This is a genomic window from Microcoleus sp. B9-D4 (assembly GCF_036705105.1).
Classification (GTDB): domain Bacteria; phylum Cyanobacteriota; class Cyanobacteriia; order Cyanobacteriales; family Microcoleaceae; genus Microcoleus.
Window position 1 is genome coordinate 17,565 of sequence record NZ_JAUBTS010000020.1, and the last position, 25,491, is coordinate 43,055.

The 25,491-nt window shown below is 45.0% G+C and carries 19 protein-coding genes; 11 read left to right on the forward strand and 8 right to left on the reverse strand.

Annotated elements, in window-relative coordinates:
- Positions 1 to 106: 106 nt before the first annotated feature.
- Entirely contained in the window at positions 107 to 946 is an 840-nt protein-coding gene (locus QUB24_RS14335; protein WP_333153826.1) for an SH3 domain-containing protein, read from the forward strand.
- A gap of 308 nt (positions 947 to 1,254) precedes the next feature.
- Here QUB24_RS14335 and QUB24_RS14340 read toward each other — a convergent pair whose 3' ends face one another.
- Complete coding sequence (locus QUB24_RS14340; RefSeq protein WP_333153827.1) at positions 1,255 to 1,980, reverse strand: M15 family metallopeptidase; 726 nt, start codon at positions 1,978 to 1,980, stop codon at positions 1,255 to 1,257.
- A 309-nt stretch (positions 1,981 to 2,289) separates the two neighbouring features.
- On the reverse strand, positions 2,290 to 3,585 hold the full coding sequence (gene purB / locus QUB24_RS14345) for an adenylosuccinate lyase (protein WP_333039418.1): 1,296 nt from the start codon (positions 3,583 to 3,585) through the stop codon (positions 2,290 to 2,292).
- Between the two features lie 203 nt (positions 3,586 to 3,788).
- Here purB and QUB24_RS14350 point away from each other — a divergent pair, with 203 nt between their 5' ends.
- The 3 genes from QUB24_RS14350 to QUB24_RS14360 are packed head-to-tail and all read left to right on the forward strand — an operon-like array spanning position 3,789 to position 6,696.
- On the forward strand, positions 3,789 to 3,995 hold the full coding sequence (locus tag QUB24_RS14350; protein WP_106148795.1) for a type II toxin-antitoxin system HicA family toxin: 207 nt from the start codon (positions 3,789 to 3,791) through the stop codon (positions 3,993 to 3,995).
- On the forward strand, positions 3,992 to 4,222 hold the full coding sequence (locus QUB24_RS14355; RefSeq protein ID WP_333153828.1) for a type II toxin-antitoxin system HicB family antitoxin: 231 nt from the start codon (positions 3,992 to 3,994) through the stop codon (positions 4,220 to 4,222). The genes QUB24_RS14350 and QUB24_RS14355 overlap by 4 nt, the downstream gene beginning before the upstream one ends.
- A gap of 53 nt (positions 4,223 to 4,275) precedes the next feature.
- The gene (locus tag QUB24_RS14360; RefSeq protein ID WP_333153829.1) at positions 4,276 to 6,696 is read left to right on the forward strand and encodes a dynamin family protein; all 2,421 of its coding nucleotides are present in this window, start codon (positions 4,276 to 4,278) and stop codon (positions 6,694 to 6,696) included.
- Positions 6,697 to 6,720: 24 nt separating this feature from the next.
- On the opposite strand, the gene QUB24_RS14365 is transcribed toward QUB24_RS14360, so the two are convergent.
- On the reverse strand, positions 6,721 to 7,899 hold the full coding sequence (locus tag QUB24_RS14365; RefSeq protein WP_333153830.1) for a DNA cytosine methyltransferase: 1,179 nt from the start codon (positions 7,897 to 7,899) through the stop codon (positions 6,721 to 6,723).
- Positions 7,900 to 8,188: 289 nt separating this feature from the next.
- Here QUB24_RS14365 and QUB24_RS14370 point away from each other — a divergent pair, with 289 nt between their 5' ends.
- The 3 genes from QUB24_RS14370 (at position 8,189) to QUB24_RS14380 (ending at position 11,879) form a co-directional block, all read left to right on the forward strand.
- Positions 8,189 to 9,790, forward strand: a complete 1,602-nt coding sequence (locus QUB24_RS14370) for a metallophosphoesterase (RefSeq protein WP_333153831.1) — start codon at positions 8,189 to 8,191, stop codon at positions 9,788 to 9,790.
- 145 nt (positions 9,791 to 9,935) lie between these two features.
- Entirely contained in the window at positions 9,936 to 10,664 is a 729-nt protein-coding gene (locus tag QUB24_RS14375; RefSeq protein ID WP_333153832.1) for a DUF3891 family protein, read from the forward strand.
- Between the two features lie 246 nt (positions 10,665 to 10,910).
- Positions 10,911 to 11,879 (forward strand): YegS/Rv2252/BmrU family lipid kinase, encoded by a 969-nt coding sequence (locus QUB24_RS14380; protein WP_333153833.1) that lies wholly within the window; start codon positions 10,911 to 10,913, stop codon positions 11,877 to 11,879.
- A gap of 52 nt (positions 11,880 to 11,931) precedes the next feature.
- On the opposite strand, the gene QUB24_RS14385 is transcribed toward QUB24_RS14380, so the two are convergent.
- Positions 11,932 to 12,288: a hypothetical protein gene (locus QUB24_RS14385; RefSeq protein WP_006631047.1), complete on the reverse strand. Its 357-nt coding sequence runs from the start codon at positions 12,286 to 12,288 to the stop codon at positions 11,932 to 11,934.
- A 500-nt stretch (positions 12,289 to 12,788) separates the two neighbouring features.
- On the opposite strand from QUB24_RS14385, the gene QUB24_RS14390 reads away from it, so the two are divergent.
- The 3 genes from QUB24_RS14390 (at position 12,789) to QUB24_RS14400 (ending at position 17,892) form a co-directional block, all read left to right on the forward strand.
- Positions 12,789 to 13,040 carry a hypothetical protein gene (locus QUB24_RS14390; protein ID WP_333153834.1) on the forward strand — a complete coding sequence of 84 codons (252 nt, stop codon included), beginning with the start codon at positions 12,789 to 12,791 and terminating at the stop codon, positions 13,038 to 13,040.
- Positions 13,041 to 13,142: 102 nt separating this feature from the next.
- Positions 13,143 to 17,636 carry a WD40 domain-containing protein gene (locus QUB24_RS14395; RefSeq protein ID WP_333153835.1) on the forward strand — a complete coding sequence of 1,498 codons (4,494 nt, stop codon included), beginning with the start codon at positions 13,143 to 13,145 and terminating at the stop codon, positions 17,634 to 17,636.
- Between the two features lie 19 nt (positions 17,637 to 17,655).
- Positions 17,656 to 17,892, forward strand: a complete 237-nt coding sequence (locus tag QUB24_RS14400; protein WP_333153836.1) for a hypothetical protein — start codon at positions 17,656 to 17,658, stop codon at positions 17,890 to 17,892.
- Positions 17,893 to 18,011: 119 nt separating this feature from the next.
- Here QUB24_RS14400 and QUB24_RS14405 read toward each other — a convergent pair whose 3' ends face one another.
- Both QUB24_RS14405 and QUB24_RS14410 read right to left on the reverse strand, forming a co-directional pair.
- Positions 18,012 to 19,739 (reverse strand): ABC transporter ATP-binding protein, encoded by a 1,728-nt coding sequence (locus tag QUB24_RS14405; RefSeq protein ID WP_333153837.1) that lies wholly within the window; start codon positions 19,737 to 19,739, stop codon positions 18,012 to 18,014.
- Positions 19,740 to 19,960: 221 nt separating this feature from the next.
- Positions 19,961 to 20,401, reverse strand: a complete 441-nt coding sequence (locus QUB24_RS14410) for an FxLYD domain-containing protein (protein WP_333153838.1) — start codon at positions 20,399 to 20,401, stop codon at positions 19,961 to 19,963.
- Between the two features lie 261 nt (positions 20,402 to 20,662).
- On the opposite strand from QUB24_RS14410, the gene QUB24_RS14415 reads away from it, so the two are divergent.
- Positions 20,663 to 21,091 (forward strand): hypothetical protein, encoded by a 429-nt coding sequence (locus QUB24_RS14415; RefSeq protein ID WP_333153839.1) that lies wholly within the window; start codon positions 20,663 to 20,665, stop codon positions 21,089 to 21,091.
- Between the two features lie 329 nt (positions 21,092 to 21,420).
- Here QUB24_RS14415 and QUB24_RS14420 read toward each other — a convergent pair whose 3' ends face one another.
- Together QUB24_RS14420 and QUB24_RS14425 are read right to left on the reverse strand one after the other, a co-directional pair.
- Positions 21,421 to 23,130 (reverse strand): ABC transporter ATP-binding protein/permease, encoded by a 1,710-nt coding sequence (locus QUB24_RS14420; protein ID WP_333153840.1) that lies wholly within the window; start codon positions 23,128 to 23,130, stop codon positions 21,421 to 21,423.
- A 623-nt stretch (positions 23,131 to 23,753) separates the two neighbouring features.
- Complete coding sequence (locus tag QUB24_RS14425) at positions 23,754 to 25,457, reverse strand: NAD(P)/FAD-dependent oxidoreductase (protein ID WP_333153841.1); 1,704 nt, start codon at positions 25,455 to 25,457, stop codon at positions 23,754 to 23,756.
- Positions 25,458 to 25,491 lie beyond the last annotated feature (34 nt).

Genomic DNA, 25,491 nt, shown 5'->3' on the forward strand with positions numbered 1-25,491 from the left:
TCGAATGACCCTGTGGCCCGCACTAGGTATTTCCACTATAAATTAACTGGCGATCGCCTCAACTCCCAAACAAAAATTATTAGTATAGATACAGAGAGGGTTTTTTATGTCATTTACGAAGCGTCAAATCATCACAATAAGCTTAGCAGGACTGGCAACAGCGGTGGGAGTAGCTGTTGCCACTATACAGTCGGGTGCGATGAAACAATCCAATCCTCCCCTCGGTGAATCACCGACATCCACCACAAACCAGATTGCAGGGCCGACGAACAACCCTGAATCTCCGCAACCAGAACCTCTGCAAGCACAAACCCAGGCAGCACAATCTCCCCCATCTCAATCTCAACCAGCCAAAACACCAGCACTTCAATCCTCGGTAGTTGCAGGAATCCCTGGATCAAAAGTTGAGCCAGTCGTTGTCACACCGCCAAATTCGGGTTGTAAAATCAGCCAAGCTGTAGTCAGCGATCCGAATCCACCGCTAAATGTGCGATCGATCCCGCAAGTAAGGGGCAGCAACATAGTAGGAAAACTCAAAAATAATACCTTTGTTTCAGTCGCCGAAGAACAAAACGGTTGGCTGCGAATTACCGATCCGCCCGGTTGGATTGCCAAAAACCGCACCGAAAGCAGTTGTTCTAACGTCACCCAGCAGATTAATTTTCGGCCGGGAGGAGATGAGGCAATTGTTAAAGGTCGAATTATCGGCGGCGGCACCCACTCTTACCGGATTCGCGCCCGAAAAGGTCAAACAATGACTGTTAGGAGTCGGAAAGATGTTTTCCCGCAAATTATAACTCCTCGTGGCAAACTTTTAGCAGGAGATCCTTATCAAGGCAATGAAACAGAGTGGACTGGAAAAGTCCCAGTAACAGGCAATTACACATTACAATTAGACTCTAATTTTCGGGGATACGAATACGAATTTTCGGTTAAATTGCGATAATTTTCCTGATATCTGTAAGGACACGGGAGTGCCCATTCGTGACAACTTAACGTCAAACCCAATCACAGACTGGTGTTTGAGTATTAAGCTCAGATCCCCCCTAGCGAGCGGGCGGGCACGGGGGCACCGCCCCTACGAAGGGGGGGACAAGAGTCTTCTCAAAGTCAACCCCTAGCCTTCTTAAGGGGGATTTAGGGGGATCTAGACTCAGGTAAAACAGATATTTATCAAGGGTTTCAGTCTTAAGTTGTCACCAATGAGCCGTGCCGTGTCCTACCCGAATCTGCGACTTTTAATAAATAGTATAATTAAGGAATCTCGGAAAGTGAGATATCAAGAATCGCAAACTTCTGCCAATCTTCCGAATCAAAGTGCCACCATTCAGTTGTGATACCGATAAATCCGTGTTTTTTCATCGCCTCCTTAAGCACTTGACGATTTTTCCGAGATTCCGCGCTGCCACCTTGATAATCTCCGTGAGCTTTTTCGGTAAAATCATCGTAAGGTGTTGGCATTTCCAATTCTTTGCCGGTGCGATCGACTAAAGTCAAATCAATAGCAGCACCGCGATTGTGCCGCGAACCCCTAGCAGGATTAGCAACATAGCGCGGATCTGGCCAAGCTTGCCACATTTGCTTAGTCACAGAGAAAGGCCTGTAGCAATCGTAAACTTTCAAACCCAATCCGATTTTTTCCAAATCTGTTTGAACTAGCGCTAACTTTTGAGCAACAGAACTTCTCAAAGCGCATTTCGATATAGGGTAAAGCTTTCGTTTCAAGAAATTGTTAGTAGTGGCGTATCGGATATCGAGGCGAATGTTGGGATTTACGCTGCGGATGTCAACCAGTCGCGCCGAACTGGGAAGTTGACTCATGAAAATACTTTCAGGTACTACTGGGTTTGGTTCTGGTTGGGTAATTTGCACTTGTGGCGGCTCCTGGGCGCGAATCGATCTTGTATAATTTAGGGTGGTTGTAGATAGTAATACGAGGATGAATACAATTAGATATCTTGTAAATCTACTAATTTTCATAACTCTGTTAATTTGAGGTTTTATATGGGTTTTCACAATTCATATCTTGGGGGATTTTCGGGTTTTTCGTCTTGTCTGCCAGCCCGCCAGACCGACAGGGGTTGAAACCCCTGTCTCATAGCTAAAGTCCTCGCTATGAGGACTGAAATATTTCTCTAAAACTTTTATTTTATGAGTGTTTCAGTCGGTTTTAACCGACTTTCGCTATGAGACGGGGGTTTCAACCCCCGGCGGACTGTCCGACTGTGGGACTGTCCGACTATCCGACAAGCACGAGAATGATCGATCTGATTTAATTGTTAATTTTCCTCAAATTCCCAAGCGCTGATACACTAAATCTAAGTGCCTCAATTGATACTGCGGATCGAAACAATCATCAATTTCTTTGGTGGTCATCTTAGCTGTTACCCGATCGTCCTTAGCTATTAAATTGTAGAAATTGCCGCCCGGTTTGTTCCAAGCTTCGTGAGCACAAGATTGCACAATTTTGTATGCGTCTTCGCGACTGGTGCCTTTTTCTACTAAGGCTAACATCACGCGCTGGCTGAAGATGACTCCGCCGTAAAGGTTCATGTTTTGCTTCATGTTTTCGGGATAGACTAGCAGGTGTTTTACTAAGTCTGTGGTTTCTACTAACATGAAGTGAGTTACTGTAGAACTGTCGGGCAAAATCATCCGTTCTACGGAACTGTGAGAGATGTCTCGTTCGTGCCAAAGTGCAACGTTTTCTAAGGCTGCGACGGCGTTGGCGCGGACGATTCTCGCCATTCCTGTCAGTCTTTCCGATCGAATCGGGTTGCGTTTGTGGGGCATGGCGGATGAGCCTTTTTGCCCTTTGGAAAAGAATTCTTCGACTTCGAGAACGTCGGTGCGTTGCAGGTTGCGGATTTCTACTGCAAAACGCTCGATCGATGCTGCTAAGAGTGCTAAGGTTTGCACGTATTCGGCGTGTCGATCGCGCGAAATTACTTGAGTCGATGCGGTATCCGGTTCGAGTCCGAGGTTTTGACAGGCGATCGCTTCTATTCGCGGATCGATATTAGCATAGGTTCCGACTGCGCCGGAGATTTTGCCGACTGCTATGGACGATCGCAAATTCACTAATCGGGCGCGGTTGCGAAAGACTTCTGCCAGCCATCCTGCTAGTTTAAAGCCAAAGGTGATGGGTTCGGCGTGAATTCCGTGCGATCGGCCGACCATCACGGTATTGCGATGCTGTTGCGCCTGATAGCGAATAGCTTGACTCAATTCTTCGACACGTTCTAACAAGATATTGACGCTGGCGACTAATTGCAGCGCCAAAGCGGTATCGAGCACATCGGAACTGGTTAAGCCGAGGTGAATGTAGCGGCCGGCATCGCCTACATATTCGTTGACATTTGTCAAGAATGCGATCATGTCGTGGCGGACTTCGGCTTCAATTTCGAGGACTCGTTTCGGGTCAAAATTAGCCTTAGCTTTGATTTCTTCGACTGCGGCGGCGGGAATGTAGCCGAGTTCGGCTTGAGCTTCGCAGACAGCGATTTCTACTTGCAGCCAGCTTTTGAGTTTGGCGGTTTCAGTCCAGATGTTGCCCATTTCGGGCAAAGTGTAGCGCTCTATCACGGTGGGAGTTGGGGAATGCGATCGTCTTATTGTACATCTGCGCGGGGATGCAAGAGCCAAGGAGCCCAGAAACCGGGTTTTTTACGAAAATACTTTGTTTCAGCCCGCAGATTTGGTGAAAACCCGGTTTCTTAAATCAACTCGGTTTTTGTCGTTTGGGCGATCGGCTATAATATCCTAAACCTCAATAGCTGGCATCACTCATGCCTAAAAAAATCAGAGAATTGAAAAGCCTATTACTAAAAGCAGGCTTTACTTACAGACAGGGAAAAGGCAGTCACACTGTATGGGAACACCCATTATTACCTGAAAAAATTACACTATCAGGTAATGATGGTGATGATGCACCCAATTATCACGAAAAAAGAGTAATTTCTGATTTACAGAAGCTGAAGGAGATAGAAGAATGAATAGCCATTACAGTATCATTATCCAGTGGTCAGAAGAAGATCAACTTTTTGTTGTCAGTTTACCTGAGTTTACCGATGTCATGCAGCCTTGCACTCACGGACACACTTACGAAGAAGCGGCAAAACACGGACAAGAATTGTTAGAAACATTGATTGAACTTTATCAAGAAGATGGCAAACATCTACCAGAAGCTTACACGTTGGGGAAACGACTACAAATGGCTTAAAGTTGTTATACAATCTCTGCTACCATTCACCATAAACACCAACTAAAAACCCTATGACTTCTCAAGCCTCCAACCCAAATGTCCAAGACCTGCAAAGACAGGTGATTGCCCTGTTACAAGAAGTTAGCACTCTGATGGGTCGCGCTAGCAAAGAACTTAAGTCTGAGGATAGCTCAGAAAACAAGTACCAGATATATCAACAGGAAATTGCAAAGGAGATTGGTACAGTCACACACCTAAAACTCAGAATGGCTATTGCCGCACCGATGAATGCTGGCAAATCCAAAATTATTAATGCCATTATTGGTCAAGAACTCCTGCCAAGTTCTGCTACAGCGATGACCACACTGCCAACAGAGATTGTATTGAAAGAAAATGCAGCAGAGCCGATTCTAAAATTGAGTCCTAGAATTTGTGCAGCATTTAAGAAAGCATTGGATGCTATCAGGCAGGAAATTGAGCAGAAAGGGATGGAAGAAGTTCTTAATCATACTGGTGAATATCCGCATTTAGCAAGTTTACTCCAAGAAATCCACAGTGATACAGATTTTGGAATTTCCGAAGAAATTTCTGGCAGTAAGAATATCAACAAGATCCTGACAGAGTTGAATCATATTATCCGTCTTTGCAACATTTTGGCAGTATCCCAAGATCAAGATCCTCTCCAGTTGCTCAATGACAATGACATTCCATCTATCGAAACTCCTTTTTTCAGAACACAGCAAAATCAACAACTAGAGAAGCTAGGTAATCTTGTAATCGTTGATACGCCAGGGCCAAGCGAAGCCGGAGTCAGCGAAAAATTAGAAATTGTAGTTTCCAAGCAACTTAAGCGTAGCCAACTTGTGCTACTTGTCCTTAATTTCACTGAATTGAGGGCTGAAGCAGCCGAAAAGATTAAAGCAGAAGTTCACAAAGTTATTAGAACAAGCAGTCAAGAAAATTTATATGTTTTAGTTAATAAAATCGATGAGCGTCGTCGAGGTGACATAGATACCGAAATGGTAAAACAATTTGTTGCTAATAACCTCGAACTGGCCAACACAGACCGCGTATTTGAAGTTTCTGCTAGGCAAGCATTCTGCGCTAAAGATTTTCTCCGTCAATCATCTCTCAGTAGTCAAGATATTAAAGATCCTGAAGCTGCCGAAGCATTAGCTAGAGAAGTATGGACTGTTGATTGGGAGGATGAACTGAAGGATGCAACTGTAGAGAAATTACAAAAGAAAGCGGTAAAACTTTGGGAAGCATCAAAGTTTGCATCTTTTCTGGAAGAAGCAATTAATGTAATTTTGCTACAAGTTGCCCCCCGCTGTATGGAGTTTGCATTGAATCGTTGTCTTACTCATCTAAATGATTTATGTAATAATGCAAAAAATGACCTGACTTACATTAACAGTAATGCTGAAAAGCTCGAGCAAGCAATTAAGGATCTTAACAAAGAGCTTTCTAGTCTAGCTGCTTGCCGTCCGAATCTAGATGAAGAGGTTGCCCAAACAAAAAAGCAAATAAAGGAAACGGTAAACGCCAACCTAGAAAACCTCAAAAAAGACGTAAAAAACGAACTTGACACACTATTGAAAAAGTATGTTTTAGATTCTGCTATAAAAGTATTTTCCAATTTGTGGGACGACATATCCAATAGGTTTAATAGAGATAAGGATGAATTTGAATTTGATAGTAAGCAAGATGCCAAGCTATTCGCTGAGCAAATAGCAGCTTCGGCGAAGCAAATTATTGAACGTCAATTGGATGTCGCTTGTAAACAGACGGATACACAGACTCAAGGCAGGATTAAAAAATTATCCGAGTCACTAGATAATGAAACTAAGCCTATTATTGAACGCGCTCAAGATCGGTTAAAAAGAGATTTTGATGTTATTTTTAAGCCAGATATACTCAAGCTAGTTGATATGTACATAGAAGTGAATACCCCGGATCTTGAATTCAGAGGGTATGGATTATCTGATTTACTCACAGCATTGTTAGAAGGAGCATTTGATGGTTTGTTGGTGCAGTTTGCTGCTCGTTTAGTGGCAATGGTAGCTAACAGTCCAATACTGAGCGCAATTTATGGTGGAGTTAGCACCTTTTTTTCTTGGTTCCGTGTGGACTTAGACAAACTTCTATATAAAGAAATATATAGAGTTAACCTAATCCTTTTCAAGGCTGAAATAGTTAAATTTTTTGACAATAAAATCGCAGAAATTCAAGAACAATCTAACCGATTGATTGAGCAATCATTGGAGCAACAAATTAAAAGGTACTTTGATGATCTAGACTCTATTCTAGGTGATTATAGCAAGGATTTGGAGCAATCACTAAAAGCTCAAGCTTTACCTTTAGAAACCCTGAAAGAATTAAAGCAAGCGCTTGAATCATTTTCAGTAGGTAATGATAAATTACAGGTAGATAAGTTGAAAGAGAAGGCTAATGAACTTCTGAGTCAGACAAAATCATTAATAGCAAGCTGAGATGCGCTTACGTTTTTTACTAATTTAAGATTTCTGGAACAGGAACTTATTAACTAAGCTAGGCTTGTTAAGTGCAATATCAGCCAAATATGGAATAAGTGCAAAACCGATACACTCTGCTAATCGCGGCGGCACGGCATTTCCAATTTGCCACATTGCCTTTTTCATTGAACCTTCAAAAATAAATGAATCCGGGAAACTTTGCAATCTAGCCATTTCGCGAGCTGAAATAACACGATTAAGATAAGGATGAATATGAGTGCCACCATGATTTTCTTTAACAGTCATACTCGGTTTTCCCGGATACTGTCGTTTGAAAGCATCTGCGTAGCTTTCATACAAAGAACCACCTGGTGGAACTTTAGCAAGTCTTTCCATATACTGAACAGAATGACGAGTCCATTCATGGTTAATTTCTGGTATGGGAGTATACTCTGGTAAATCATCAATTGCTGACTCAATCGCTTTGTATTGTTCTGGCAACAATTGCGGCTTCGGATAGGGGTTTGGCATCCCGAATCTATTGGCAATAAAAATGGCTCGCGGGCGGATTTGCGGGACTCCATAGGTTGCGGATTCCAGAACAGCAACGGAAACGTGGGGATAGCCAATTTCCTGAAAAGCCTCACAAATCGCTTGCTTAACAGCTCCTTTTTGTATAGTCAATATTCCCGGTACGTTTTCCATGACAACATACCAAGGACGTATTTCAGAGACTACGCGGACAAACTCTCTAAATAAGCGATTTCGAGGGTCGTTGGGGTCGCGTTTTCCTGCAACTGAGAAGCCTTGACACGGCGGCCCGCCTACAACCACATGAACTTCTGGCGCACCAATTTCTGCGAGCAACTTTTGGGGATTTAAGTTTTTTATATCGTCGCACAAGTGATGGCAATCGGGAAAGTTTTTTGTGTGAGTTGCCGAGGCTATGGGATTAATTTCAACACTTGCTACTGGTCGAAAACCTGCTTGCAATAAACCTTGGGTCATGCCGCCCGCACCGCAAAAAAGATCGAGAAATGTATAGTCGGATTTTGGCAGTGACTGAGATTCAATATCAATGAATATCTTGTAGGGGTCGCAGTCATTTGCTTCTAGTTCGCGTTGGATGCGTTCGTAACGCCCTAATTTTGCTTTCTTCTGCTTTTTGGCAGGAATTGGTTCTGACTCATTTGAGAATAAAGACAGTTGTATTGCTTCCATTTTATATTTGTTTACTGCATTCTATCTGATGTTGCCGACTTGGGGCAGGGTGTAGGGATCGATCGCGCTTGGAGTCGGAGAGTGCGATCGTCTCACATATTGCACCATTCTCGCTTAAAAGGCTTATGGAGAAAGGGGCAATATATCAGTTGTAAGGCAGTATTCTCGTCCAAAACCCGGTTTCTGACTGCCCGCGCGTCGATTTTCAGCTTTTAGAGAGATGTAAAAACTTCCCCGATCGCTACACTATGATTAACTAGGAACTCAGCAATTTTGGAGAAGAGGTGAATTGAAATTCGTTTCCGACCCGCAAATAACAGTCAAAATCCGCAAAATGAAAGAGCGGGTGCGGTGGCAAGAACAGTCGATCGTCGATCGGGAAATCGACCAAACTCGGATAGTTTTAGAATCTCAAACTACCGACTCTCCAGAGTTTTCGTTTTTAGTCGTAGGCGACAGCGGCACGGGCAATCACCGCGGCTACAATCCCCAGCGGCAGATTGCCGAACTGATGGTTTCGGAGCGCGAAACTTGCCGTTTCGTCCTCCACACGGGCGATGTAGTTTATCTCGTAGGTTCCAGCGAATATTACTTGCAAAACTTTATTCGCCCCTACCGAGAATTTATAGTCGGCGGCGAGCATCCCTCTCGCATTGCCTACGATCGCATGGTGTTTAATTTTCCGTTTTTGCCCGTACCGGGAAACCACGACTATTACGACTTGCCGATAGTCTACGGCCTTCTGTCGGCCACAGCTTTCCCGCTGCGCCGGCTGTTGGGTTCCAAGTTGGATCTCGATGTCGGCTGGCACGGTTCCGATCGCGGAAATGCCTACGCCAAAGCCTTTCTCGACTACCTGCAAGCTCACAAAATACCGGGAGAACTCGATCGCCACCTAGACGCCCACTACACCGCCAGCACCAGCACAGGCCGCTGCATCCGTTACCAACCCGGACGCTTTACCCGTTTACCCAACCGCTACTACACCTTCCGTAGCGGCGGCATCGACTTCTTCGCCCTCGACTCCAACACCTTCAACGAACCATTACCGATCCCGAAAACCAAACAGGGCGACATTCGCCGCCAGGATTTGGAACTCGATCGCCAGAAGTTGGAACAAGAAAAATTGGCAATGCTCGAAATGTGCGATCGGCTCAACCCCCAAATTCCAGAGGAAGACGAACAGCTAGACGACTTGGGCGCCAAGTTAGAGCAAGTTGACGAAATGTTGATGGATATTGACAAACAACTGTCGTCCCACAAAACAGCCGCCACCGACGTTGAACAGCTCGAATGGCTGAAAAAAAGGCTGATTGACTCTTGGCGCGATTCCGAGGTGCGGGGGCGGGTAATTTACCTGCACCATCCCCCCTACGTGACAGAGGCGACAAAGTGGAATCAAGCTCAAACTTTGGCGGTGCGGTTGCGATTGCGCGAGGTGCTCGACTCGGTAGCCGATGCAGTTGGGGAAGTGGCGCGGGGGCGTCCGCTAGTAGATTTGGTGCTGACTGGCCACGCTCACTGTTTGGAATACCTGCGGACTGGGGATACTGGACACGGCGACTCTGGGATTAATTGGATTGTCTGCGGGGGAAGCGGCCACAGTCTCCGCCGCCAGCGCCCGGAAGGGCCGATGTTGGAGGAAGCATTAAGTCCTGAAGCTTATCGGTTGGCGCGTGAGTCTGGTTCCGAAACAGCCAGCCGGCGGGTAGCGGAATCTTTGCTATTTGTCGGTCGCAGCGGTCAAGGTTCCCACAAACGCCGTCCTTATTCGTGTTTGCGGATTGATGTTCTCGACGGGTGCCCCCCGAAGTTCCGCATCCGACCTATGGTTGTCGAACGATTTGAGGGGAAATGGCAGGATATCTCGATCGAACCTTTTGTAATTTAACTTTCGTTTTTCTGCAAGTCTCGATCGCCCTTAGAAAGGTGGACTTTGACCGATTCCGGTGCCCCCTTTTGTAAAGCTAGAGGCGATCGAGAGCCGAATGCTGACACAAAATACTCGTATTAACTTAATTGAGGAGAAAAATTCAATGATTGCTAACTTAACCGCCACCGGCTGGGAAATTATTTACCACCGCGCCCACGCTTTGCTCGCGGCCCAACTCGGCGGACAGTGGAAGCGATCGAAATCTCCGCTTCGCTTGTACGAAACCATAGCAGCGATTTCGCATCACGATGATTTGGAGAAAGAGTGGGAAGAAAATATTTTGACTGAAGCGGGCGCGCCCTTTGATTTTACGTTGCAGACGGAAACTTCTCTGCCTAAAATTAAAGCAATGACCGAGAATGCCCTATATCGCGGTAGGTGGGTAGCCATGCTGATTTCTATGCACATGAGTTATCTCAACGAAGGAAAGCGGGGAGAGTCGAAGGAACTCGACGAGTTTTTGGACGAACAACTGGAAAATCAAAAAAAATGGCAAAAAGAGTTGAATATTTCCGAGGAAGATGCTAAGGCAGCTTATGCTTTTTTCCAGTGGTGCGATCGGCTATCATTAATTCTTTGCTGCCGCGAGTTACCCGCCGGAGAACGAGCTTTAGAAATTGCTGTCGGCCCGGACGGCAAGCGCTACGATATTGTACAGCACAGCAACGAACTCGTTACTGTAACTCCTTGGCCTTTTGAAGAAGATAAGTTTACTGTGAACGTCGAAGCGTGCAATTTGAATCAAGTCAAGTTTGACAGCAACGAGGAAATTAAGGAAGCGTTGCACAAAGCTCCCCGCGAAGTCTTAGAGTGGACTTTTGTGAAGTCTTAACTAAACCTTTGAAAAATAGGTGAGGGTTGTTGTCGAAGTTTAGCGGGCATGGCATTTGTGTTAACTTAATGTTAAAACCATGTCTAAATAAGGGTTATAGTTGAGTCTTGATCCCCCCTAACCCCCCTTAATAAGGGGGGGACAAGAACACTCAAAGTCAACCCCTACTCCCCTTATCAAGGGGGATTTAGGGGGATCGAAACTTCGATACAAACGTTACGTATTACCTATTACCTATTACCAACTATGAAACGTTCAGCTTGTCTAATTTTCAATCCCGTCGCCGGTAACAGCGACCCCGACCAAGACTTAGCTAAAATTCAGGAACTTTTAGAGCCTTTTATTGACTTAGACATTCGGCAGACAACCCCCGAATTGGACGCAGATCAAATCGCCCGCGAAGCAGTTGATAGAGGAGTTGAGGAAATTATTGCTTGCGGGGGCGACGGCACATTATCCGCAGTTGCTGGGGCGATTGTCGGCACAAATATTCCTTTAGGAATTATTTCGCGGGGAACGGCTAATGCTTTTGCTAATGCTTTAGATATTCCGAATACAATTGAAACCGCCTGCGCCACTATTTTTGGAGGGTTGACGCGGGTGGTGGATGCGGCGGTTTGCAACGGTGAAATGCCGATGGTTTTGTTAGCGGGAGTGGGTTTTGAGGCGGAAACTGTCGAACTAGCCGATCGCGAAATGAAGAATCGCTGGGGAATGCTGGCTTACATTCTTTCAGGAATTAAACAGTTAAACAATTTAGAAAGATTTGAAGCGGAAATCGAAACCGAAGATAGAATTATCAGCCTTACTGCTGTGGCGGTGACAGTGGCGAATGCAGCGCCGCCTACTTCCATTTTAGCTCAAGGCCCGGCAGGGATTATTTTTGATGACGGCTTGCTGGACATAACGCTGGTGGCGCCTGAGAATAAAGCTGGGGCGATCGCAGCTTCTTATCACCTCTTGCAAACAGCTTTGACCGGCAATCCTACCGATCGCGACGACATCGGTTATTTGCGGGCAAAAAAAGTAAAAATTAGTGCCGATCCGCCTCAAAAAGTGGTTGTAGACGGCGAAATCATCGGCATGACTCCGGTTTCTATTGAGTGCGTTCCGGGAGGTTTAACTATTTTTGTACCGCGAATTGAAGAAGAACCCGTGGTAGAAAAACTCACCGGTTTAGCGGACATCGAAATTACATTGAAACCCTTAACTTAAAATTTTTAGCGACACAAACAATAAGAAAGACCGCGCGGGCGGTCTTTGTTTTTTAGGCGTCTAAAATTTGGCGAATGCGGCGCTCCAAACGTTCGAGGTCGAGTCCGCCTTCATCGCGGCTGATGCGGCGCACGGTGACGTTAACATTGCTCAAATCTGCCAGCAAATCTTGCAGGATTTCTTGTTGCTGCCGAGCTTGAGTTATTTCGCGCGGTTCCTGCACCAAATCGCGAACAATTGTATCCTCTGCGCGCGAAGCAACGATCGGGTCTGCTTCGCCGTCTACGTGCACGAAAGTGCGCCGACCAGGCCCCCGTTCTTCTTCAATTGGTATGACTGCTGTTACTCGATCGGAGCGTACATATTTGCCAAATCCCAGGTGGACTAAGACAGAAGATTGTATTTTCATAGATAGCAAGTTTTATTTGTTAGTTATCTATATTTTAACTTTTAAAAATGTGAGATGACAACTAAATTAGAGCTATTATTGCTACAATATAGATCGGGTTTTTCTCGATATTATAGTGGTCATTTTGAGTAAAAAATGGTAAGATTTTTTAGGATATTCCCCCGCTGCCGCAGGGGTGAAAATATTCCGACAATCCGACAGTCTGGCAGGGATTGAAATATTCGCATAATCCGACAGTCCGGCAGGGTTTAAAATATTCGCATAATCCGACAGTCCGGCAGGGTTTAAAATATTCGCATAATCCGACAGTCCGGCAGGGGTTGAAACCCCCGCCTCATAGCGAAAGTCCTCTTAAGAGGACTGAAGAATTTATGGAAAATTATCCTATTTGTGGGTAAAAAAATCGCAAATAATGTTATTGCATCTCATGCAATGTCTGGGTTAAATCAAATTACTAAATAAAATATGATTCCATAGTCCTCATAGCGAGGACTTTAGCTATGAGACAGGGGTTTCAACCCCTGGCGGACTGTCGGAATATGGCAAATCTCGGACTGCTAGATTACTATCGGAAGATGGCAAATCTCGGACTGTTAGATTACTATCGGAAGATGGCAAATCTCGGACTGTTAGATTACTGTCGAAATATGGCAAATCTCGGACTGTTAGATTACTGTCGAAATATGGCCAATCTCGGATTGTGCGAATCTCGGACTGTCAGTGGGCGACAGTTGGCTGATGGGTTAACATAAAATTAGAGCAGTTTGCGATCGCCCGCAGCGCATTTCAGGGACACAGCCTACCGATTCTAGATTTGAGCATTACTTCCACGGAAAAACAGGAAAGCCTAAATCATGCTAATTAGTCTCGACTTAGTTATCAGTATCCTGACGACAATTCCCTTCGGCACTATCAAAGACAAGTTTCAGCGCAACGAAACTGTCATCAAAATCTTAAAAAGATTTAACCTAGACCCCGATGCTCCGCCCGCAGATTTTAGCGGAGTTTATGTTTATACTTTAGTAGAATACGGCGCTGGCAAACCCAAGCAGATTTTAGAACTGTTTCGCCAAAAAGAGATTGAATCAGCATTTCGCAAAGCCTTCGAGTCCGACAGCCCAGCCATTTTAATTAAAGCAGGCGATGAATATCTGAATGAGAGTGCTTTAGGAAAAGAAATTCGAGATTTAGGCATTGACCCCAGACGGGAATTTATGGCATTTGCTGCCGTGTTTATGGAAGTCGCAAAGCGGACGCGGACGCTGGGAGATGTGATGATGGGAAATTCCATCGCCTCTTTGCAAAAACGCCTATCGATGGTAATGGATCGCATCGAACGCCTCCCCACTATCGAAGGAATTCGCACCGAATTTGCGCGCTTGGAAGCTGAAGATTATCCCGCACTTCCCGCAGCAGCATCAACTAATATTCAAAAGTCTCAAGCTTTTATTTTATCACAACAAGTTCGCGGGTGGTTTGAAACATTAAGTTATAAGTTTGAAACCTATCAAATCTCGGAAGATAACTATTTTGAATGGATTATCAATGTTCCTGTCAGACGCAATCGGTACGATCGCATTTTAGTGCGCGGAATTGCCGGAGAAGCCGGACTCAGAGACATCTCAGCCTTGCGCGAATCCGTGGAAAAACAGCGCACCGATGAAGGATGGTTAGTCACCGCCCGCCGCATCAGTAGCGCCGCACGGATTGAAGTAGAAAAAGCCGAAAATAGTAATTTAGCTTGCTATACTTTCGATGAATTGCTCGACCAAGATGCCGATTTTTCCGCTTATCTCAACTGGCTGGAAACTGAAATTACCAGGCGCAAAATTGATACCAAATATGTGCCGCTAGCTTGTACAAAAGAAGAAATTGACCCCGATACTCACCGCAAGATAGGCGTGAGTCATTATGGAGAGCGAGATGGGTGGATTGAAGGTTATATTGATTTGTGGTTGAATGACCCAGTAAAAGAACATATTTCAGTTTTAGGAGAATTTGGAACTGGGAAAACTTGGTTTGCGATGCACTATGCTTGGATGGCGCTGCAACACTACCGAGATGCTCAAAGGCGCGGCTTAGAACGTCCGCGTTTGCCGTTAGTAATTCCTTTGCGAGATTACGCCAAAGCAGTTAGTGTCGAGTCGCTATTTTCCGAGTTTTTCTTTCGCAAACACGAGATACCTCTGGCGGGTTATTCGGCCTTTGAACAACTCAATCGCATGGGCAAGTTTCTGTTGATTTTCGATGGTTTTGATGAAATGGCCGCTAAGTGCGATCGGCAAGAAACCATCAACAACTTCTGGGAACTAGCAAAAGCCGTCGTTCCCGGCGCAAAAGTCATCCTGACTTGCCGTACCGAACACTTTCCTGAAGGCAAGGAAGGACGGGCATTGTTCAATGCAGAACTGCAAGCATCAACAACCATTTTAACAGGCGAAACTCCCCAATTTGAAGTCTTAGAATTAGAGAAATTTAACGACGAGCAAATTAGGCAAGCGCTGTCATTTCAAACAGAAGCGGGGACAGTAGAAAAAGTGATGGGAAACCCGCAACTATTGGATTTAGCGCGTCGCCCGGTGATGACGGAGTTAATTTTGGAAGCATTGCCCGATATTGAAGCTGGAAAACCAGTCGATATGTCGCGGATATATCTGTATGCGGTGCGGCGGAAGATAGAGAGAGATATCAAAGCAGAACGTACTTTTACTTCTGTAGCAGATAAGCTTTACTTTTTGTGCGAACTGTCTTGGGAAATGCTGTCTACCAACCAAATGAGCCTGAATTATCGCGGTTTTCCCGATCGCATCCGCAGCTTGTTTGGTGCGCTCGTGCAAGAGGAAAAAGACTTAGACCACTGGCACTACGACATGATGGGTCAAACGATGCTAATCCGCAATGCTGATGGCGATTATGCTCCGGCGCACCGTTCGTTATTAGAGTTTTTTGTCGCTTATAAATTTGCAGCGGAATTGGGAGTTTTGGCCGCAGATTTTACCGAATTAGTTGCGCCTGAACAGTCTTGTTTAGATCCTAATGCAGCGCCTCAATCTTACACTTGGTCAAATTATTGTCGGCTGCAAGCCCAGAAGAGAAATAATGGTGAGCTTATTGCGCCTTTAAAGGGATTTGTTGCTGAAGATTTAGGGCAACTTCGTCAGAGTTTCGGACACGCGCCTCTGACAAAAGCAGTGATGGATTTGTTATTACCAATGGTAGGGGCTGTAACCTCGTGCCGGCCCTGCGTCGATGTAGGGGCAGCTACGGAGGAATTATTGGAAATTCTCGAAGCAACGCGGGGAAAAACAGAAAGTGAGGTAGATTATGTGGGAGGAAATGCGGCAACGCTGTTGGTGAAAATCGATCGCACTGCGTTAGAAGGAAAAAATCTTTCTCGTGCGGTTATTTTAGGTGCTGATTTTACAAATGCGACGCTGCGCCATGTCAATTTTGCTGAAGCAATTTTGGCTAATTCTGCTTTTACTAAAATCTTCGGCAGTGTTCGGTCAGTAACATTTAGTCCTGATGGTCAACTGTTAGCTACAGGTGATAGTGATGGCGTAGTTAGCTTGTGGGAAGCTAGCAGTTGCAGAGAAATATTGACCTGTAAAGGACATACCAATGTGGTAGAGTCAGTAGCCTTCAGTCCTGACGGCGAGATACTCGCTAGCGCGAGTTATGACAAAACAATCAAGTTATGGGATGTCAAGAGTGGTGAATGTTTAAAAGTGTTGCAGGGACATACAGAATCAGTAATGTTTGTCACCTTCAATCCTGATGGAAATATACTTGCTAGTGGGAGTTTCGATCGCACGGTAAGATTATGGGATATCCAGACTCATGAATGCCTCAAAATTTTGCACGGTCATACTAAAGTTGTGTTTTCATTGGCTTTCCATCCTGCTGGTGAGATACTTGCCAGTGGAAGTGGCGACACAACAGTAAGGTTGTGGAATATTCACACTGGTGAACGCCTGCAAATTTTGCAGGGACATACTAAAAACGTGTTTTCAGTTGCTTTCAATTCTGCTGGTGAAATACTTGCTAGTGGCAGCGCCGACAACACAGTGAATCTGTGGAATATCAGCAGCGGTGAATGTCTCAAAACTTTGGAGGGACATTTCGATCAAATACGGTCGATCGCCTTTAGCCCAAATGGCGAAATACTTGCAAGTGGCAGTCACGATCGCACAGCAAAACTGTGGGATATCAACAGCGGTGAATGCTTGAATACTTTGCAAGGGCATAACGATCGAGTAGGGTCAATCGCCTTCCATCCTGCGGGTGAAATACTTGTTAGCGGCAGTTACGATAAAACGCTGAAGCTGTGGGATATCAACAGCGGTGAATGCTTGAATACGCTGCAAGGGCATAGCACTCAAGTAAGGTCGATCGCCTTTAGTCCCAACGGTGAAATGTTTGCCAGCGCCGATGACGAACAAACAGTCAAGCTGTGGGATGTCAGCAGCGGTGAGTGCCTCCAAATTTTGCACGGGCATCTCGATCGGGTAAACTTAGTTGCCTTCAATCCTTCGGGTCAAATACTTGCCAGCGCTAGTTATGACCAAACACTGAAACTGTGGGATATTCGCAGTGGTGAATGCCTTCATACTTTGCCAGAATTTGGCAATGAAACACGATCGATAGCCTTCAGTCCAAATGGTGAAATACTTGCCAGTGCAGGTTATGACCAAACGGTGAAGCTGTGGGATATCGGTACTGGCGAATGCCTCAAAACGTTGCACGGGAATAACAATTCTGTACACTCGGCTGCTTTCAGTCCTTTGGGCGAGATATTTGCCAGTGCAGGTTTTGACGGAACGGTGAGGCTGTGGGATATCCATACTGGTGAATGCCTCCACATCTTGCAGGGGCATACGGGTTGGGCGCGGGCGATCGCCTTTAGCCAGAACGGTGAAATACTTGCCAGTGCAGGTATCGATCGAACAGTAAGATTATGGGATATTCGTACAGGTGAATGTCTAAAAATTTTGCAGGGGCATACTGATTGGATACGTTCAGTTGCCTTTAGTTCTTCTAGTGAAATAGTTTTTAGTGGAAGTGTCGATCGAACGGTAAGATTATGGGATGTCCGTACAGGTGAATGTCTAAAAATTTTGCAAGGTCATACCAGTAGAATTAACTCAGTTGCCTCCAATTCAGATGGAAAAATTCTTGCTGCTTGCAGTCGGGATGGCACAATTAAACTTTGGGATTTCCAGACTGGTGAGTGCATCAAAACACTGAAAAATGACAGACTTTATGAGGAGATGAATATTGCAGGAGTTACGGGTTTAACGGCAGTTGAAAAAGCCACGCTCAAAGCTTTAGGTGCTGTGGAAAATTAATCATCGCAAAGGAGAAACTATGCAGTCAGCAATACGGATTACAACCAAAGTTCTTGCAGGAAATAAACTTGAAATTCAAGTGCCGCCTGGTTCTGTGGGCGAAGAGATTGAAGTTTTTGTGATTATACCAGAAAAGCTCCCGATCTCCAAAGAAAATCCTTGGACAACTTTTTTTAATAGTTTAAATATGTTCTCAGACGACTTTATGCTAGTTAGGAATCAGCTTCCTTTGGAGACGAGAGAGGCTTTAGAATGACATTATTACTAGAGGTATCCTGAACATCACTTACCCACAGGTGGTCAGAAACCGGGTTTTTTCCAGAATACTTCGTTGAGGCCCGCAGAAACACCCCAAAACCCGGTTTCTAAAGCAGGCTACTGACTAAACTGCTGAGCGTAGTAGCCAGCATAGCGATCGCCCTTTTCCAGCAACTCCTCGTGCGTCCCCGATTCGACAATTCTGCCTTTTTCCAAAACTAAAATGCGATCGGCTCTCCGCACAGTAGCCAAGCGGTGAGCGATAATAAACACAGTGCGATCGCGCATCAATCTTTCCAGCGCTTCTTGCACTAAAGCTTCGGATTCCGAATCCAGCGCCGATGTCGCTTCATCCAAAATTAATATTCTCGGATTAAGCAAAACTGCACGGGCGATCGCAATTCTTTGTTTTTGTCCCCCAGATAAATTTACACCCCTTTCTCCTACCCAAGTTTGATAACCGTCGGGAAACTCACTAATAAATTGATGAGCGTTAGCAATCTCCGCAGCTTTTTGCACATCTTTCAGTTCATAATAAGATTGACCGAAAGCGATATTTTGAGCAATTGTACCGGAAAATAAAATCGTTTCTTGGGGTACAATTCCGATTTGCCTCCGCAGAGTATTTAAGGTGACATCTTGAATATCAATACCGTCAATTAAAATCTGTCCCGCTTGCGGATCGTAAAATCTGGGTAACAAATTTACTAAAGTAGTTTTACCGGCACCGGATGCACCCACGAGAGCAATCATTTCTCCGGGAAGCACCAACAAACTCATGTTTTGCAGAATGGGTGTCTCTGAGTTATAGGCAAAATTAATGTTGCGGTATTCGACTTTGCCTGTAACATGGGGAAGTTCAGTTGCCCCAAGCTTTTCGACTACTGTTGGTTGAATTGCTAATAGTTCAAAAATGCGATCGCTAGAAGCTTCTCCCTGCTTAAAATCCCCGTAATTAGCAGTTGTGATAGCGATGGGGTCAATTAAAAGTGCCACCCCTGCGATATAACTCATAAATTGAATACCTGTGAGATTTCCTTGAGAAATTTGCCAACCTCCCAGGAAAAAGAGCAAAATCACGCTCATCGCTTCCAGAAAGCCAACTACAACGAACTGAAGTGCTTTTACTCTTTCTGACAAATACTTAGCGCGGCGGTTTTGTTCTGCTTCTTCTGCAAAGCGGGCAATTTCGTAGTCTTCAGCCACAAATGCTTTGATTAAACGAATGCCACTGAATACTTCAGTCAGCAAAGCGGATAAATCAGAGATGCGATTTTGACTTTGCCGGGAGTAACTTAGCAGTCTCTCGCCAAACCAGCCAATTAAAATAGCCATCAGCGGTGCAATAATTAATGCACCCAAGGTTAATTGCCAGTTGAGATAAATCATATATCCCAGAACCGCAATTAGCTGCAAAACACAAGGGATAAACTGATGAAAAAATTTATTTACTACTTCGCCAATGCGGTCAATATCTTCGGTGAGGCGGTAGGATAAGTCTCCGGTTTTGGCGGTTTCAAAGTAGCCGATATTGAGAGTTTGAAGATGGGAGTAGACTTTTTTGCGAATTTCTAAAGCAATAGTCAAAGCAGCTTTGGCCATCAGTGTATCTTGACCGTACTGGGCTGTACCGCGAATTAGAAAGATAATGGCGCTGAGTGCCGCAATTTGAGCGAAGCCTTGTAAATCTCCTTTACCTATAAATTTGGCTGTTTCGCCAACTAGCCACGCTATAATCGGCCAAAATATGGTAAATACTACGGTACAAGCTAATGCTTTACCGATGGTTTGTTTTTGGGGACGGAGGTAGGGTAAGATTTGCCAGTATGTCGATCTAGTTTTCAAGATATTTTGCCCTCGCAAATTCTGTTTTTGGGGATCTATGCAAGAATATTCAAACTTCGATCCCCCCTAACCCCCCTTAATAAGGGGGGGACAAGATTATTTATTATTCAAAGTCCCCCTTCTTAAGGGGGATTTAGGGGGATCTCTGGGTCACTCATTGCGTAAGTCATAGAGATATCGGAGCCAGAATATGATAACAGCGATCGGACAAATCTCAACAATCATTCTTGAGCGTCTGCATGAGTAGCTACTACCTGAGCCCCCGCGACAACTTCGCCCCGAAAGGTGGCTGACTGTCCGGGTGCAAGAGTAACTGGTTGAGCGAAGATAAATCCGTTGTCAATTAAATTGCCTGACTCGTCCAAAACTTCATAATTGACTTTGACATTCTTGATTGTTTTGCAGCCTCGATTAAGCACTTGACCGCTAAAAAAGTTGCCTTCATAATTAGCCGCCGCAATTGACACTTTTGCAGAAATGTTGGAACCGGGAATGCAAGTTTGGGCAGTTCCAGATGCTGGCTGTTTATCGCACAATTTGCCCAAGTCTACTGTTTTGCCGTCGGGGGTTTTCATGTAGCAAAACGGCTCGTCAATTTCCGAGTTTTGGGCAATTGTATTTGTAGAGTATGCAATCACAGGGCGATCTGAAATCGGGATCATTAGCAAAATCGATAAAGCTACTGTTAAATGTAAATAAATCATGCTTTTTTCGGCAATTTAGGAAATAAATTCTACAATATAATGCAGCTAAAATTTAGGCTAGCATATCTATATGTATGGCGCGTCGCGCTCACGCTGGACTGTGCTATGATAAGACATCAAACTTTAGAAAGTAAACTAAAGTCATAATCGTTACTCAAGATAACCCAGGACAAAAAACGTTAGAACTGATCGTGTTGTTCTTGAGCAGGAAAGGAGAAAGTGAAAGGAGAACCGTTGCTCCTATCGATTTGGAACGTTACTCAAATTGAAGCTCCAGACGCCATCTTTTTACCACTCAATCCCCAGAGTACGTATAAGAATAATTATCATTGGCTCGTCCCTCCGGAGAATGAGTCACCGATTGTGCAAATTACGCCGACATTATTACAGCTACGTCCCTCTGTTGGTGTCTCTGCTAAAAAAATCTATAAGGTTGGTGCTGATACCCCCGTCGTTGCGGTAGCAACTGTCAAAGATGGCTTAGCCATGATGGAAAAAGCAACTTGTCAGGATGGGGAATACCCCGATGGGGCAGTAGGCGGTGCTGGATTTCCTGTAGAAGTGTATAACAATGGCGATGCTAAAAAAAATTACGCAGAACTAGAACTGCTTTCTCCACTACATCTTTTCAAACAGGGCGATCGCTAAGCTGTTGTGCATTTAAATTGTATATTTCGAGTCCCGATCAAAAATCGTCAAATCCTCTCCCCCGATCCCCATCGGACCCTCTCCCTCTCTAATACCATAGGCAATCTAGATGCAACACAGCTTATCAGTATACTGTGCGTTGGAGTCTTCATCAACTGCTTTCAAGTGATGTCAATGCTATGGCAACACGCGACGCTATTGAAAAACTCCTAAAAGGGAAGTGATGGACGGGTACGGTCAAAAGTTACTCTGTTCTACCTGATCGCACGCCTGGAATTTTGAGGCGGATACGGTAAAGACCATTACTTGCAGTTCGGCAATTGCATTTTTCAAGCAAACTCGGCGAGAGCGGGGCTGTAATCTTTAGCCGATATCAGATGCCAATTGGTATTACCAACTAGCCTTAAGACCTGCTCGTGATACTGTACCAAAGTCGGACGGTGACCGACACTGATAAAGGCAGTTCCTGTTTCTTTGAGCAACTGATAGAGCCGTCTCTCGTTAGCCACATCCAATGCACTCGTTGATTCATCCAAAATAGCGTAGCGAGGTTTAGTCAGCAGTAGGCGTGCAAATGCTAACCGTTGTTGTTCTCCTAGTGACAAAACATCAGCCCATTCCAATTCCACATCAAATCCACCTACCCGTTCTGGCAAATGGGAAAGATTGACTTGTTCGAGTACTTCGTGCAGTTGTTCATCAGTAACTTGAGCGCTGGTGTTGGGATATAGCAATTGGCTGCGTAAGTCCCCTAGCAGCATATAAGGCCGTTGGGGCAAAAACAGCGTTTCCTCCGGTTTAGGACGGACAATGCAACCCGTACCCGCATTCCACAATCCTGCGATCGCTCGCATTAACGAACTCTTGCCAGCGCCAGAAGGTCCAACAATCAAGACGCTTTCACCCTGCCCCACCTTGAAAGATAAATCTCTAACTAAGATTCGCTCATAGTTAGGCGTCTCTAAGGTAACCCGTTGGAGGGCTAGATAGTGCTGTTCCACAACATCAATCGTTGCCATGCCGGCTCGAGGTGCTGCCATTTGCTCGGACAGAACCTGATCAAATGTTCCTAAACGATTAATCTGAGTGGTAAAGTTAGTTAGCATATCAAATTTCTCGGCAATAAAGCCCAGGGCACTTAAAATAGACACAAACGCTCCAGAAGCTTGCGTTACCTGCCCAAAATCTATCTGACCCGCAAAGTATCGAGGAGCTAAAAAAACTATAGGTAAATTTGTAAATATCATCCCGGTTCCTTGGGTAAAGAAACCAAGGTTACGCTGCAAGACAATCAGGTTATTAAAATTATTCAAAACTTCATTAAATCGCTGTGATACTGCACTAAATTCACGCTCTTCACCTCGGTAAAATGCAATGGATTCACTATGGTCTCGAAGATGAACCAAACTATAGCGAAAATTTGCTTCTCGTTGTAACTCATTGAACTTTAATCTACTTAATCTCTTACCTATAAAGATAGTGAAAACAGTTCTAAAAGCAGCCAGTATAAATACAACTAAAGTCAGTGCCTTGTCAATTGTAAAGAGAACGCCGAGAAAAGAGATTATTGTGACAACTTGGTTGAATAATAATCCCCAAATATCAATATTTTGCTTAACAAACAAATTAACGTCTTCAGCTAAACGCTGATCGGGATTATCAACCTTATCATTGAACTTAATTTTGTAGAAACCTTGATTGCTAAAATATTTCTTCAGTAAGTGATTCGTTAGCCACTTTCGCCAGTAGAGTTGCAGTAGATTTTGCGAATAGAAGAAGGAAACCATAATGGGTGTGAATATGGCAAACAAACCCAATAGCATCAGCCACATCTTATAGAAGTCTGAAACATTCTTTCCCGTGACTGCATTCATCAAGTCCCGGATAATATAGCTCTGGACTATGCCCACAGCATTGAAACCTAGCATTAATAACATTACGAGGGCGAACAACCCCCTAGCTCCCCATTTTTCTCTGGAAAAGAAGTAGGGGTTGGCGATCGACCAAAACTGCTTTACCGACTGCTTCAATTGATTCATCTTTTCTTATGGGTAAAAAAAATTGTGCTTTGGTGGAAACTACCTGTAGCGGATGGGGCAATTCTCATCGTTCTTGTCCATCAGCGACACCTGGTATTGGTGATGCTCCCGTGGTACTTCCCTAATGATGCTCGGATCACTTCAGGATTTCTATCTTAAGGTAGATGACACATCTTAAACATCAGTAATTTTACTGATGAAACGGAACTTACCCCGCACACGGGGTAAGTTCCGTCTGAAACCATTGCGAGGTGAGACTTGCCCGGAGCCTCCAAGTCTTTTACATAACTACAATCTCTTACAACCCTTATGTGGCTGGGTTTTTGCTTAAATTCATCATAGAACAATACTCTCGCCCTCAATATTGAGAAAATCTTAAATACATGACTACGGTTTGTCGGCAGTCAAGTCGCTAAAACCGAGACGGGACAAAAAATACAGCCCCCAGAACTACCCCCGCAGGGGGTAAGTTCCGATTTAAAATCAGTAAAATGGCTTTAAGCTGTTGGGCATCTAAATTGTATTTTTGGGCGGGCTAGAAGCCCAACCCCTACTCCCCACAAGAATTAGATGCACGGGCTAGAAGCAACGGCAAACAAGAATTAGATGTACACCTGACGAGATTATCTAATACTTGGCTTTCTATTCCTAAGATTCTGCGCTCCGGGAATTTTCCGGCTGGGACGGCGATTGTTCAAACTGCTCGCAGTTCGAGTATTCAAAGCATTAGCAGAAGGTATCAAACCCAAGTCTTGCAAAATTTCAACAGCTGCCCTTTGTCCCGTTTCGCAAGCGCCTTCCATGTAACCTTGATTTTCCAGCGAAGTGTGTTCGCCGGCAAAATATAAATTGCCAACTCGTTCGCCTTCAACGCCGTACATTTGCGTCCACTGTCCGACTAAATAGCAGGAATAAGAACCTTTAGAAAAGCGTTCTCCCGGCCAATAAGCTCGCACCGCTTTGCCCGATCGCAAATTTCTCACTCCGGGAAAAACTCTTTCAAATTGGTTCAAAAATCTTTGTGCTTGGTCTTCTGGAGTTCCGGCACCGATCGACAAACCCTGCTTTCCTCCTGTAAAATTAGTAACTAAACCGTTAGGAGTAGGGGCGAAAGGCGTAGCTTCCCAGGTACTCTGGAATTCTAAATCGCTATAAACAGAAGCAGTCGAGCGATAAAGTTCCCGCCAAATTCGGCTGCGGTAGCCAGTAATTAACTTAGAATTAGTACCGTAACCCAATTGCTCGATCGCCCTGCGCTTTGGTTGGGGCAAAGGTACGTTAATTTTAACGTCTCGCAGAGTGGTAAACGGCAAAGTTAACAAAACTCGCTCGTAAGTGCGATCGAACGCGCTTAGTCCCGATCGCAAATTTACCCGATAGCGGCCATCCGGCAAAAGAGTAATCGCTTCCAAAACCGTCCCCGCCTCGATCGAACCAGACAATTGACCCGCCAAACTGTTGATAATTTGACTGTTGCCGCCGTCAATTTGATAGCGCTCATCGCTGTTGCCGTACAATTCAAAACTGCCCGCTTCAGAGCCGATTAAAAACAGCAGATTTAACGCCGACTGTTCCTCGGAATCTCGACCGTAGAATACCGTATAAGCAACCCGCAACAATTGTCGCAGTAGCGTGCTAGTATCAGCTTGGTCTAGATATTCAGCGATCGAAAGATTGTCCAATCTTTCCGCTGCTTCCGTAAAATCTTGATAGCTAATGTTATCTCCGATAGCGCCCAAATCTCCATTAATTTTACTCGCTAGCGGCGCAAAATCCGCGATTATTTGCTCAAGAGGAAATCGTCGCCCTTGAAAGAAAAAAGTATCCTTCACCAATCCACTCTGCACCTGGGCTAAGTCGATCGCCCGCAAACCCAATTCCGTCGCCAGCGAGATTAAATTAGTATGACCGGTGTCAATAAATTCTCCCCCCAAATCCGCCGGAATTAGCGTTCCAGCCACCTTGGGAACCGTGCGTATGCGCCCCCCCACGCGGTTAGTTGCCTCGATTATATCGGCGCGCACACCCGCTTGGCGCAAGCGATAAGCCGCCGTCAAACCCGCAATTCCCGCACCCACAACCAAAATCGGCGATCGTCCGCCCTGTTGAGCAAAAGCTCCCCCTCCATCCCTGGTAAAAGTCGCAGCAGCGACAGCCCCCGCAGCAGCTAAACCCCCGTGCAGCAAGCGGCGCCGAGATATGGCAGAATTAGGAATGCGATCTGTCAGCATCCCCAGCAGTTCATCAGCCGGAATGCCCGTTTCCCTTGATTTCTGGGCAATGCTTGCAGCGCGGCGCAGCATTGCCATCAGTGCAGATTTAGCCATAATTAAGACATCCTCACAAAACAAAACTTTGATG